Source organism: Candidatus Oscillochloris fontis, from assembly GCF_004138135.1.
Classification (GTDB): Bacteria; Chloroflexota; Chloroflexia; order Chloroflexales; family Chloroflexaceae; genus Oscillochloris; species Oscillochloris fontis.
On record NZ_RYFD01000018.1, the window covers coordinates 60337 to 74120 of the forward strand.

Genomic DNA, 13784 nt, shown 5'->3' on the forward strand with positions numbered 1-13784 from the left:
GGGCGAAAGGCGCGAGGTGCCCTGCACACCCGGCAGATCGCGCTGAGTCGCGTAGGTACTCAGGCCAGTCCGGGTAAACTCGTCCAAGATCGCCTGAGCCACCAGCTCACCCGCCGGAGGCAGCGGGTGCGGTGCGAGCAGATCGGGAAGCGCGTGGCTGGCAGGCAGATCGGAACAAGGCTGAAGGATCGGGGCCGCCACGGGGCGCAGATCGGCGAGGGCAAGCCAGGTGCGCCACTGACGAGCGTAGGGTGTATAGACGCTATAGGGTGTGCCGTTCTTGGTGAAGATCTGATCCGGCGGGCAGATCGCCACATCATGCGCGTGCTGGGCGGTACAGCCAGCGGCATGCAAGGCAGCCTCGATAGCCTGATCGCGGCGCCGCGCATAGGGCGAGTAGTCGCGGTTCCAAAAGACCGCGCTGGCCCCGGTTTCGGCTACCAAGTGCAGCAGGGTTGCCAGAGGCTCACCATGGCGCACGATCAGGCGTAGCCCATAGTGCTGGAGTTACGCATCAAGGGCACGCAGCCCGGCCATGAGGAAGGCGCTGCGCGCCGGACTGGCCCAACGCCCGTTCAGCAGCGCCGGATCGAGGATATAGACCGGCAGGACATGGCCGCCACTCGCAAGGGCAGCCGCCGTAAGGGATGGGTTATTGCTGAGGCGCAGATCGCGCCGGAACCAATAAATGATCATAGCTATAGAATACCGTAACTGTTCACACTTCTCCTAGCCTCGTAACTGTTCACACTTCTCCTAGCTTCCGGTTTTTGACGCAAAGACGCAGAGGCGCAAAGCCTGCAATAAAACCTTTGCGTCCTTGCGCCTTTGCGTCAATACGAGATTTCTTTTACCCCAAGTGTGAATAGTTACCTAGCCTCTCGGTGTTGACGCAAAGACGCCAAGGCGCAAAGCCTGCAAGATACACCCCAATCAAACCCTTTGCGTCTCTGCGCCTTTGCGTCAACACGGGATTTCTTTTACCCCAAGGGTGAACAGTTACGGAATACCCTAGAATCGCATACGATATGCTAAGATACAGGATACGTGCATCGCGATGATGTGTGGTCTGGCCAGTATAGTCGCCCACACCAGCAACAACATACGAAACCTATGAAGCAAATTCGCCTTGTCCAGATCGGGGTTGGTGGCGTCGGTCGTGAACTGGTTGAGCAGGTGTTGAGCGTGCGTCAGGCGCTGATCAACCGCTATGCTATTCAGTTGACGTATGTGGGGTTGGCGGATAGCAGTGGGGTACTGCGCAGCCCAACCGGGTTGAGCGACGACACGATCCGGGCGGCGCTGGCGCACAAGGCGACAGGTGGCGGGTTGGCCGGGCTACCAGAAGGTGCAGCGGGCCAGGATTGGCAAAGCGCGTTGTCCCCCGATCAGCCGGTCATCCTGATTGATCTGAGTGCGGCGAGTGGCCAGGAGGCCGGGTTAGCCAAGGAGATTACGGCAGGTAGCCGGGTGGTGCTGGCCAACAAAAAGCCGCTGAGTGCCGCCTGGGCGGATTTCGTAGCACTGACGCAGCACGGAGCCACCCGCTACGAGGCCACGGCTGGAGCGGGGTTGCCGGTCATTTCGACGCTCCAGGCGTTGTTGGATAGTGGCGATACGATCACCAAGATCGAGGCGGCCATGAGCGGCACGCTGGGCTATTTGTGTAGCGAGCTTGAAGCCGGGGTTGCGCTCTCGACTGCGGTGCGTGCCGCGCACCGTATGGGGTACACCGAGCCAGATCCGCGTGACGATCTGAGTGGGGCGGATGTGGCGCGCAAGGCGCTCATTCTGGCACGTACCTGCGGTCTACCCTGGGAAATGTCCGACATCCCCGCCGAGCCGTGGTTCCCCGCCGCCATGGCCGAGGTGAGCCGCAGCGAGTTTATGGAGCGGCTAGAGGAACTGGATGCCGCCTTTACCGCTCGTGTGGCGGAGGCCAAGGCGCAAGGGGCCGCGTTGCGTTATGTGGCGACGATTACGCCGGAGGGGGCGAGTGTGGGCTTACGTCTGGTGCCCGCCGAACATCCCTTGGCCAGCCTGCGCGGTGCCGATAACCTCTTCAGCTTTACCACCGCCCGCTACGCCGAGCGCCCGCTGGTGGTGCGTGGCCCCGGTGCGGGTCAGGCGGTAACCGCCGCCGGGGTGTTGGGCGATATTGTGGCCACGGCCCGCGAGTGGGTGTAGGGATATACTGTTTTCTGGGAGCGAGGGCATACACCCTCGCTTCCTGGGAAATGAATAGAGCAAATATGCAGGTAGACTCGGCAGTATCAACACGTTGGTGTACCCACGCCAACCCGATAACACAACTTTCATTCAGCGATGACGATAGAGATCAATCTCTCGTCAATCTTGAACCTATGTCCGGTTTGCGTGCTATTGAAGAAGATTCGTTCCCGTTTGAGGTGCTAAGTGATATTGCGGAGATCGAGAGCTGGCGCAAAGAGATAAACCGTCCGACCACCCATATCCATAAATGGTGGGCACAACGGCTCGGAACCGTCTTCCGAGCGATGCTCATTGGTACGTTCGCTCCAGCGGGTAGTGATCTCCTCGACCTTTTTTACCAACCCGTTCGCATCCCCGATAGAACCATCTTCGATCCCTTCATGGGTAGCGGCACAACACTGGCTGAAGCGGTGAAACTGGGCACAAAAGCTATTGGGCGTGATATTAACCCTGTTGCACACTTCCTTGTCAAGTGTGCTCTTTCTACCCACAACCGCAAAGCGATCCTTGAAACGTTCCGTGCGATCAAGCACGACGTAGCAGATGAAGTGCGCAGTTTCTACCGTGCCACCTTGCCTGATGGGCAAATCGCTGATGTGCTCTATTTCTTTTGGGTCAAGATGGTTGATTGTCCGGCTTGTGCAGCATCTGTAGACCTATTTGGATCATATATTTTCGCACGCCATGCGTATCCCCAAAAAGTACCTCAAGTACATGCTATCTGCCCACATTGCGGCGGTATCAACAAGGTTCATATCGAAGATAAGGATGTACACTGTTCGATATGCAGAAAAACTTTCAATCTTCATATAGGATCATCTAAGGGACAGATCGCAACCTGTCCTTTGTGTAATCACAGTTTCTCAATTGCCAAATCAATCCGCGCATCCGGCAAACCACCTACCCATCGGATGTATGCAAAGTTAATGTTACTGCCCGATGGAAGCAAAGCATATTACCCGATTACGGATGAAGATCGTGCTCTTTATGCTAAAGCTGAACATATACTTGTCGAGCATAAGCATGCGTACCCAATTGTACCCATTAAACCTGGCTACAATACCAATCAAGTGCTAGGATACAATTACCGCTACTGGCACGAAATGTTCAATGCACGCCAACTCCTCTGCCTTTCAATTTTAGCCGAGCGCATCCGCACCATTTCTGAACCCGTCTTACGTGACTTATTTACCTGCCTCTTCTCTGGTACACTAGAATTCAACAACATGTTCGCTTCCTACAAGGGCGAGGGAACCGGTGCGGTGCGCCATATGTTTGCGCACCACATTCTTAAGCCAGAGCGGGTACCACTCGAAGCCAATCTTTGGGGCACACCGAAGAGTTCGGGGGCGTTCTCGACCATGTTTGAAGGCCGCATCCGTCGAGCACTCGATTACGCCGACAATCCCTTCGAGTTACGGCTTGCCTCGGTCAAGGGTGGCAAGACCGAGAAGATATACGGCCTCAGCGAGAATATTAGTACGTCCGTGGCTGAAACTTACTACGCCTTCAACAAGGACGCACGAGTTTATCTCTCTTGCGGAGATTCGGGATCGACAGATCTACCAGACCGCAGTGTTGATGCGGTACTAACCGATCCAGCATTTTTCGACAATGTGCATTACTCGCAGTTAGCCGATTTCTTCTATGTGTGGCAACGACATATTCTTGGCACAGATGGATTCTTTGAATCGGATACAACGCGCTCAGAATACGAGGTTCAGAACACTGATGAACGCCAATTTACCGAGCGGCTCACCGCCGTGTGGCGCGAGTCATACCGTGTTCTCAAAGACGACGGGTTGCTATCCTTTACCTATCACCATTCTCGACCCGAAGGCTGGCGCTGCATGGTACAGGCACTCATGGATGCGGGCTTCTGGATCAGTGCTGTGCATCCGATCAAGGCCGAAATGTCGGTCGCGATGCCTAAACTTCAGACCAAAGAACCGATAGATTTCGACATAATTCTGGTCTGTCGCAAGCGCTTATGTATCAAACTGCACGATAAAAACGATAATCTTTGGCAAATCGTTACGCCTCTAGCTGAAGAGCAAATCCGACGTATACGTGCATCGGGACGAAAATTGAGCCGGAACGATGTAAGAATCATTGTAATGGCACAGGTATTACGCCAGATTTCACGTTTACCAACCATGGAATCCGCACTACATCTCTTGAATAGCATCAATGACGAGATAGAAGCGCTGATCAATTCCCTCCATGCAGCAGGGAATGAGCGTAAGAACAACGCACACACAAAGGAGCGAACCTGAGCATGTCGAATGTCTCTGCCATATTTAAAACCTGTGTGCAAGCGATCCAGCGCGGTGAACTGATCGAGCGCGAAGGCCGCAGCGACAAAGAGTTTCATTTCCAGAACTGGTTCAAGCAACGGCTTGAAACCTTAGGGTTGAATTTCGATTCGCCGGGACGCAACTCTTATCCAGATTTCCGACTTGTGCGCTTCGCCGAAGGTTTCGAACTCAAAGGTCTGGCCTATCCTGGTCGTGAAGTAGACTACGACTGTAATTCACAGGTTCCGTGTGGTGAACATAATGGGCGACAGGTTTACTATGTATTTGGTCGCTATCCAATCAACCCAGATGGTAACCGCTATCCTGTCCTCGATTTTGTCTTGTGTCACGGAAGTTTCCTCAACGCCGATACTACATACCTTCACAAGAATAGAAGCTTCCGTGGTTTTGGTAGCTACGGAGATATTCTTATACGTGATCGTAAAATGTACCATTTGCATTAGCCGAGGGTATCGTACACCGCCGGATACTTATCGTTCCTGAAGGATTCCTGAAGGATACAAAGTTGATACCGATTCTGTAAAAGTCGGTACGCTGACCCGCCGCGAAGTAGATCAAATCGTAGTCTCCTATAGCTTTGATCTACGTACAAACGAAATTGCCACTATCAGTGTCCCAAATCCAAATGCGGGACGCGAGCATGTGTTCAACGCCTATCGCGTTTCAGGCGATCCGACGGACTCAGTTTCCTTGCGTACATACGCTGATATAAGCGAAGAAACTGTAGAATATGAATAGCACAGTGGATTTACAGGGAGGCCAATCATGGCGGGGATCACATTTGAGCATGTCTGGAAGCGTTTTGGCGACGTGACCGTACTCAAAGATCTCAACATCGAGATTCATGATGGTGAGTTTCTGGTGCTGGTTGGGCCTTCTGGCTGCGGTAAATCCACCGCCCTGCGCTGCCTCGCTGGCCTCGAAGAGATCACCGAGGGCAAGATCTTCATCGGGGATCGCGTGGTCAACAATGTCCCCCCGCGTGACCGTGATATTGCGATGGTCTTCCAGAGCTATGCGCTCTACCCGCACATGTCGGTTTATGACAACATGGCCTTCGCGCTGAAGCTGCGCAAGGCACCCAAAGCGGAGATTGATCAGCGGGTTAAGGAAGCCGCCGAGATGCTCGACATCAGCCACCTGCTGGATCGCAAACCTAAGGCGCTATCGGGCGGTCAGCGTCAGCGCGTCGCACTAGGGCGGGCGATTGTGCGCAACCCCTCGGTCTTCCTCATGGACGAGCCGCTCTCGAACCTCGATGCCAAACTGCGCGTGCAGACCCGCGCTGAGATCAGTAAGCTGCACCAGCGCCTCAAAACCACCTTCATCTATGTCACTCACGACCAGACCGAGGCCATGACGATGGGTTCGCGGATTGCGGTCATGCGCGATGGGATTCTGCAACAGCTCGATACCCCGCAGAAACTCTACGATACTCCGACCAATATGTTCGTAGCTGGATTTATCGGTAGCCCATCAATGAACTTCTTTGAAGCCAAGTTGGAGCAGGTCAACAATGGGCTTGCGGTCGTGATCGGGCCAGAGTTTATACTGCCAGTAGCCAGCAAAAAGTCCGCGCAACTCAAGATTCATGTAGGCAAGCAGATTTATCTTGGGGTACGGCCAGAGGATGTTCACGACGCCAACTTTGTGGCGCGGGGAGTAGACGAGGCCGCACGAATCACGGTGCAGGTCAACCTTACTGAAGCGATGGGTTCGGAGGTCTTCGCCTACCTTGAGAATAGCGGCAAGGAGTTTGTCGGGCGGCTTGATCCGCGCACCAGCGCCCGCCCCGGCAATCGGTTAGAGATTGTGCTTGATATGGATAAGATGCACATCTTCGACCGCGAGAACGAGCAGGCGTTGGTGTAGCGACGCAAGATGTTGCGTCGCTACACCTACCAAATTCACCGTAACCCGCTAGTCTCCTCTAGGCCGAGCATCAGATTCATGTTCTGTACGGCCTGCCCAGAGGCACCCTTGACCAGATTGTCTACACAGGCCACCAGGATGTAGCTGCCACGTTCGGGTTCCACCGGCTGCACGCCGATGGCCACGTCCATCGTGTTGGCAACGTGGCGCAGTTCGGGCAAGCGGCCTTCCGGCATGAGGTGGATGAACGGCTCGTTCGCGTAGATTGCATAGGCCGCCCGAACATCCGCGTGGCTCACCCCCGGTTTCAGTGTGACATAGATGGTGGAGAGAATCCCCCGGTAGACCGGCAGCAGGTGGGGTGAGAAGATCAGATGCAACCCGGTCTCCTGCTCCATCTCGGCGATGTGGCGGTGGGTACGGCCCACATTGTAGGCGCTGAAGGTCTCGTGTGTCTCACCAAAGTGAGTCTTGAGCGAGAGTGAACGCCCCGCCCCGGAGACCCCCGACTTACTATCGGCAATCACGGTGCCCTCGGCGATCAACCCGGCTTGCACCAGCGGGTAGAGCGGATAGATCACCGTCAGGGGGTAGCAGCCGGTATTGGCCACCAAGCGGGCGCTACGGATCTGCTCGCGGTAGTGTTCGGGCAACCCATAGACCGCGTGGGATTGCAAATCGGGCGCGGGATGATCCTTCTTACGCCAGTAGGCATAGCGCGCCGGGTCGCTAATACGGAAGGTGTCGGAGAAATCCACGACCCGCACGCCCGCATCGAGCGCGTTGCGCACGATGGGAATAAGATCGGGCGTATTGTGGGGCAGGCAGGTAAAGATCAGATCGACCGTACTGAGATCGGCCCGATCACCACTCACCAGCGGCTGATCGATCAGGGTCGGGAAGATGTCGCAGAGGCGCTGGCCCGCCGCCGAACGGGCGGTTGCAAAGGCGATCTCGACATCAGGATGGCGTACCAGCAACTTGATCAACTCAAAGCCGGTATAGCCCGTTGACCCATAAATACCAACACGAACCATAGGAAGCTCCTCGTATCCCAGCCCCCGTGCTTGCGCGAGAAGGAACAGGGGGAGAAAAAACACCACAAAAAATTGTGTCTTATTATAGCATCCCCCCCAAGATGTGCTACAATCGAAACGGGAATAATGCGTTGCTACGGGGAGGGAGTTCGATGCGTATCGAACGCAACCTGGCGATGGATCTGGTACGAACGACCGAATCAGCGGCGCTACGCTGCGGTCGGTGGATGGGACGTGGCGACAAGATCGCGGCTGATCAGGCAGCCGTTGACGCAATGCGAATGTCGCTCGACAGCGTACCGATGGACGGAACAGTGGTAATCGGCGAGGGCGAGAAGGACGAAGCGCCCATGCTCTACACCGGCGAACGCTGCGGAAGTGGCGGAGCCGAGATGGACATTGCGGTAGACCCAGTGGAGGGCACAACCCTGCTGGCCGAGGGTATGCCAGGCGCAATTGCTGTGGTGGCAGTCGCCGAACGCGGAGCGCTCTACAACTGGCAGGGCTTCGCCTACATGGATAAGCTCGCCGTGGGTGAACGGGCGCGTGGGGTGATTGATATCGAAGCTCCGGTGGCCTACAACATCCGTGCGGTGGCGCGCACCCTCAACAAGCAGGTTGAGGATGTGACGGTCGTCATCCTGGATCGTCCACGCCACAAGGATATTATTCGCCAGATCCGCGAGACCGGTGCGCGCATCAAGCTGATCCTGCATGGTGACGTAAGTGCCGGGGTGATGACGGCGATTGATAATGCACCTGCCGATATTCTGATGGGCATCGGTGGGGCACCCGAAGCGGTGATTACCGCCTGTGCGCTGAAGTGTACGGGTGGCGAGATCCAGTGTAAGGTCTGGGCACGCAACGAAGAAGAGCACAACTTGGCGATTGAGCAGGGGGTTGATCTGAAGAAGGTGTATCAGATCAATGACCTAGTGCGTGGTGATGATGTCTTCTTCGCTGCCACCGGCATTACCTCCGGCGAGTTCCTTCAGGGCGTCGAGTACTTCAGCGGTGGTGCGCGTACCCATAGTGTCGTTATGCGGGCGCGCTCCGGGACGGTACGCTACATCTCGGCCACCCACCGCTGGGATAAGTTGATGCGTATCTCGACGATGCCGTATGGATGATCTGCTCAGTGTTTGGGAATGATGGGCGGCTTCGCCGCCCATCATTCCCAAAAAAAGATTCTCGGAGGAGGCAAGCCAGTCGCCTCCCCCCACCAAAGGTGGGCGTAGCCCATACCATGCGAGGACGAGATGAGGATTCCCATCTCGTCCTCATGAGATTCCCCATATTATGGTTCCTTCTGCCATGGTCTCTACATATCTGCGTACCCCCGCACTGGTCGCTGCACTGGCGATTGTACTAGGTGCCTTGGTTGGTACTGCGAGTGCCTTCGGGCCACTCTATGCGCTGGCCGGATTACTGGTAGTGTTAGCTGGGGTGGCGCTGCTGGTCAGTATCGAAGCGGGGCTAATCACGGTATTAGCAACCGCAACGATCATCCCCTTCGGTACCTTGCCCTTCAAGGCGATCATTACGCCCAACTTTCTGGAGTTGGCTCTCGCCGCGCTCAGTGTGGTCTGGGTGTTGCGCATTTTGGCGCGCTCGGACGCCTATGATCTACGGGTGAGTCGGTTGGGGTTGCCAATTATTGGCTTTCTGGGGCTGACCTTCTTCTCGCTGATTCTGGGAGCACGTGGGTTGCCCGATTCGCTCACGCTGCATAACTACGCCAAGTTTGTGCTGGGGGTGCTGCTCTTCTTCAGCATGATCAACGGTGTGCTGAGCCGCGATCAGGCACGCTTAATCATCCGCGCTCTGCTGCTGAGTGGCGGGATGGCGGCACTCATAGCGCTGGTGCTGGTGGCGCTCCCTGACGAAACTGCGTTGAATCTGCTGGTCAGCTTGGGGCGTATCGGCTACCCCACCGAAGGGCGGGTGTTGCGCTATATTGAAGATGGCCCCGGTACGGGGCTGGAGCGAGCAATTGGCCTCTCGGTAGACCCGAATAGTTTCGCTGGCATGCTCGCACTGATCAGCGCCTTTGGATTGGCCCTCCTATTTGCACGCCGTCCGTTGCTGCATCGCGGTATACTAGGGGGTGTGGTTAGTATCCTCATTCTGGCCTTGTTGCTCACCTTCTCGCGTGGAGCGTTGCTCGGCATCATTGCTGCGGCGATCTATTTGGCGACGCTACGCTATCATAAGCTCTGGTGGGTGATGCTGATTGCCGGCGGGTTAGGTGGAGGATTACTGGTTGCGCTTGGTTTAGCCGATGACATCATTCAGCGCCTCTTTGCTGGGATTCAATTGGAGGATCAGGCCCAACAGATGCGCTTAGCTGAGTACCAGAACGCGGTGGCAATCATTGTGCGCTACCCCATCTTTGGGATTGGGTTTGGACAAGCGCCCGATATAGACCTGACCGCAGGGGTGAGTAGTATCTATTTGGCGATTGCGCAACGCATGGGGCTGGTGGGGTTGGCTGGGTTTGTGGGTCTTCTAGCGACATGGTTCACGATCACGCTGCGGGCAAGCCACAGCATGGATAGCGAGCGCGCCGATTGGTTGTTGGGAACCCAGGCTGGGTTGGTCGCCGCCCTCGTGGTTGGGATTGCTGATCACTACTTCTTCAATATTGAATTTGGGCATATGGTCGCCCTCTTTTGGGGCATGGCGGGGCTAGGAATGGCGATCATTGCGCTGCCAGATGAGGGGCAAGCCAGCAGGAGGCATGTAACTCGTGGTAGGTGGTATGCGGCAGAAGAGTAGGAAGCACATCCTGTCCTCCACACTGATCAACCCGATCTGGGTGGGGGTTGGGTTTGGCATCCTCTCTATCAGCCTGCTGCTCTACGCGATTGTCCAGATCGAGACAAGCCTGTCCACGTTGATCAGCCTGCTCATGCTCAGCCTCGTGGGGCCGGGTGCAGGCATGGTGGCGCTCATTGGTGGTGTACCGATGCGCCGCAGCGCCTATGTCCTGCTGGTAGCAGCGGTCGGGTTGGCCTTCGGGGTGATCATGCTGAGTGGTGGTGGCGATTCCCCGCTCTGGCCCGCGCTGCTCCTGCCGATTAGCGCCGCTCTGTTGATCATGCCGGGGTTGCCAGGGGCGGGCTTGGCAGCGGCGATCTGGTTGGCCTATGGCGGGATCAGTCTGCTGGGGCCAGCGGGAGGATTGCATCTGGCCGCCGATTGGCTGCTGCGCGGAGCACAGATCAATCTGATCGTGCTGCTGATTGAGCGCACACTCAGCGCTCAACGCGGATTACAGCAGCGCACGCTGGCGCGTGAACACGCCCTGCACCGCTTTCTCGAGGTCTCCAACCATCTGCGCGTAACCAGTACGATCCAGCAGGCGCTCGAAGAGGTCGCCACGGCGGTGCAGCAGGCGGGCGATTTCGACTGCGTGGCACTCTGTCTGGTTGAAGCGGCGCAGAGCCAGGTGGTGGTGGCGATTGGAGCGAGTGGGCGACGGTTGGCGGCGGTTGAAGGCTTGACCTTTGCGGCGAGTGAATTTCAGCAGCGTATGGGACAGGGCCGTACAGTGGGGGCCACGGCGGTGGAGGTTGAGACGCTGCCGTTCCGCTCGCTACGCGGCGAACTGCACCTGATCTTGCCACTGCACACCCAAGAGAAGCCGATGCGAGGTGTGATTAGTGTCTCGGTGGCGCGTGAAGCGCGGGCAGTGTTGGAAGAAGCGCTGCCGCTGCTCGAACTGCTGGCCAACCAAGCCGCCGCCGCCCTCGACAACGCCGATCTCTACACCACCCTCGATCAGCGCGTCCAACGCGCCACTGCCGACTTGGAACGGAGCAGTGATGAGCTACGCCGCGCCCGCGACCAAGCCGAGGTGCTCTACAAGGTTGCGCGCTTGCTAAGTGTGACGCTGGATGAAGAGCAACTGCTCAGCCAGAGCATGCACCTGATCGCGGCCCATATCGGAGCGCAGCGCGGCGGAATCATGTTGCTGGAGCCAGAGAGTGGGCGGCTGATCTACCGCACGACGCTGGGGCAAGCCCAGACGGGTGGCGCGGGCTGGGTGGAGCGTGGCCAGGGCTTGGCGGGCTGGGTGATGGAGCAGCGTCAGGCGGTGCTCGTCCCCGACACCACCCGCGATCCGCGCTGGCAGGTACGCAGCCGGTATGATGCCCAGGCGCGGGCAGTGCTGGCAGTTCCGATCATGTTGGAGCAGGAATCGCTGGGAGTGCTGATCCTGATCCATGATCTAGTGGGCCACTTTACGCCCGAACATGCCCAACTGGCTACGGCAGCCGCTAGTCAGGCGGCGGCGGCCCTGGCGAAGGCGCAACTCTACCGCTACATTAGTGAGCAGAGTCACCATCTGGGGATCGTTGCCCAGCAACGCGAAGAAGAAGCAAGCACCCTGATGGCGATGTTGCGCAGTATTGGTGATGGGGTGGTGGTGAGTGACCGCGCCGGATTCATCCAGATCATCAATCCGGCGGCTGAGGCCATCCTGGGGATCACCGCCGACGCCTTCCGTGGCCGTCAGATCACGCAACTGCCTGGTGTGCCGACGCAACTCCACGCCGCCGATGCCGAGAGCCGCCTACAGAAGTTCGCGGTGGCCGAACGTACCGTGCGCTCCCACTACGCCGATGTGCGTTCGCCCCACGGCGAAATCCTGGGCGGGGTGGTGGTCTACCACGACATGACCCGCGAGGAGATTGCCGACCGGCTCAAGACCGAACTGATGGCGACGGCGTCACACGAACTGCGTACCCCCATGACCAGCATTCGTGGCTTTGTGGACATGCTTATGCTCGGCACCTTTGGTGAGGTGAGCGCGGCCCAACGCGAGCCGCTGCGGGTGATCAAGAACAATGTGGTGCGCCTCGTGATGTTGATTGATGAATTGCTCGATATGTCGCGGGTGGAAGCGGGCGAGGCGCGCCTGCGCCGCGAAGAGCTCGATCTAGCCGAGGTGTTACGCGATGTGATTGCGGTACTGACGAGCCAGTTCCGCGAGCGCGAGATTGATTTGCATGTTGAGTTTCAAGAACATCTACCCGCCGTGATCGCGGATCGCCAACGGATCGAACAGATCGCCGTCAACCTGATCGGGAATGCCTGCAAATACACCCCACGAGGCGGCGAGGTCTGGATCGCGATGCACAACGGCAACGGCGAATTGCGGGTGGACGTGCGCGATACCGGGGTCGGGATTAGTGACGAGGCCAAACCGCACATCTTCACCCCCTTCTACCGCGCCGACAACCCCTTGCGTGACGAGGTGGGCGGCACGGGGTTGGGGTTGAGTATTACGCAGCGCTTGGTGGAGTTGCATGGCGGGCGGATCTGGTTTGAGAGTGAGAGTAATAAGGGTAGTACGTTCAGTTTTGTGTTGCCGTTACCAGTGAAGGAGTAGGGGCGCGTCGTGACGCGCCCCATGCGTCCCCAATCCATCGGGAGGCTCCGAGCGACGCGCCGGAGGGCGCGTCGCGACGCGCCCCTATACCCCTCAAGCTAAGAAAACAGCCAAGGAAGCTCTTTTGTGTCATCATGGAAGTAGGAACAAAAACCAAGATGATCACCAAGGAGCTTCCTCAATGGATACCATACCACATGTTGCCACCGCGATACGAGAAACCCTCATCACGACGGCCACGGCGTTGGCTCGCCGTTCCGGATTTGTCCAGCGTACCTCCAAATTGACGGGTGCAGGCTTTGTCCAAGCATGGGTCTTTGCCGTCATGGCTACCCCGATGCCGATGTGGGAGGATCTCAGCCAAAGTGCCGCAACCATCGGCGTGGCTATCAGCCCGCAAGGCGTGGCGCAGCGGTGTGGGAAAGCCGGAGCGACCGTGTTGCAGGAGGTACTCCAGGCCAGTGTGCAGCAGGTCATTGCGACAGAACCCGTGGCGATTCCCCTGTTGAACCGCTTTTCCCACGTCTTCATTGAGGATAGCTCCACCATCGTTCTTCCCCCCGTGTTGGCCGAGACATGGCGCGGGTGTGGGGGCAGTACCGATGCGGTCAATGCGGCGCTGAAGATCCAAGTTCGGTTGGATCTCGTGACGGGCACCCTTGCCGGACCAGCGCTCCAGGATGGGCGTGCGGCCGATCAGCGCAGTCCGCTGCACGACGAACCCATCCAAGCCCGTGCCCTCTATCTGGCCGATCTGGGCTACTGGAGCCTCCAACGCTTTGCCCAGATTGCGGCACAGGACGGATTCTGGCTTTCGCGCTATCAACCCCAGACGGTGCTGTTTACGACTGAGGGACAGCGGTGGGATGATGTGCGGGGCTTGTTGGAGTCCCAGCATGCGGATTGCGTCGATCTCCCCGTGACGGT

Annotated in this window: 9 protein-coding genes and 1 pseudogene; 8 read left to right on the forward strand and 2 right to left on the reverse strand. The window is 57.6% G+C overall.

The features are described 5' to 3' along the window. Positions 1–234: 234 nt before the first annotated feature. Positions 235–696: pseudogene (locus EKD03_RS18815) on the reverse strand (deoxyribodipyrimidine photo-lyase); the annotation flags it as partial. A 417-nt stretch (positions 697–1113) separates the two neighbouring features. Here EKD03_RS18815 and EKD03_RS09005 point away from each other — a divergent pair. From EKD03_RS09005 to EKD03_RS09025, 4 genes are all read left to right on the forward strand, one after another. Continuing rightward, entirely contained in the window at positions 1114–2187 is a 1074-nt protein-coding gene (locus EKD03_RS09005; RefSeq protein WP_129629755.1) for a homoserine dehydrogenase family protein, read from the forward strand. Positions 2188–2252: 65 nt separating this feature from the next. Further along, a complete protein-coding gene (locus tag EKD03_RS09010) occupies positions 2253–4508 on the forward strand; it encodes a DNA methyltransferase (RefSeq protein WP_129629757.1) in 2256 nt (751 codons plus the stop codon). A 2-nt stretch (positions 4509–4510) separates the two neighbouring features. Next, the gene (locus tag EKD03_RS18705; protein WP_202976783.1) at positions 4511–4993 is read left to right on the forward strand and encodes a hypothetical protein; all 483 of its coding nucleotides are present in this window, start codon (positions 4511–4513) and stop codon (positions 4991–4993) included. Between the two features lie 322 nt (positions 4994–5315). Next, the gene (locus EKD03_RS09025) at positions 5316–6422 is read left to right on the forward strand and encodes an ABC transporter ATP-binding protein (RefSeq protein WP_129629759.1); all 1107 of its coding nucleotides are present in this window, start codon (positions 5316–5318) and stop codon (positions 6420–6422) included. A 35-nt stretch (positions 6423–6457) separates the two neighbouring features. Here the strand turns inward: EKD03_RS09025 and argC are convergent, their stop codons facing one another. After that, a complete protein-coding gene (gene argC, locus EKD03_RS09030) occupies positions 6458–7459 on the reverse strand; it encodes an N-acetyl-gamma-glutamyl-phosphate reductase (RefSeq protein WP_129629761.1) in 1002 nt (333 codons plus the stop codon). A 152-nt stretch (positions 7460–7611) separates the two neighbouring features. Here argC and glpX point away from each other — a divergent pair, with 152 nt between their 5' ends. From glpX to EKD03_RS09050, 4 genes are all read left to right on the forward strand, one after another. Then, positions 7612–8589, forward strand: coding sequence for a class II fructose-bisphosphatase (gene glpX / locus EKD03_RS09035; RefSeq protein ID WP_174842847.1), 978 nt, complete (start codon positions 7612–7614; stop codon positions 8587–8589). A 184-nt stretch (positions 8590–8773) separates the two neighbouring features. Continuing rightward, a complete protein-coding gene (locus tag EKD03_RS09040; protein WP_129629776.1) occupies positions 8774–10237 on the forward strand; it encodes an O-antigen ligase family protein in 1464 nt (487 codons plus the stop codon). Beyond that, on the forward strand, positions 10221–12857 hold the full coding sequence (locus EKD03_RS09045; RefSeq protein ID WP_129629763.1) for an ATP-binding protein: 2637 nt from the start codon (positions 10221–10223) through the stop codon (positions 12855–12857). The genes EKD03_RS09040 and EKD03_RS09045 overlap by 17 nt, the downstream gene beginning before the upstream one ends. 181 nt (positions 12858–13038) lie before the next feature. Further along, the coding region (locus tag EKD03_RS09050) for a transposase (RefSeq protein ID WP_161569222.1) at positions 13039–13784 on the forward strand (746 nt) is incomplete at its 3' end.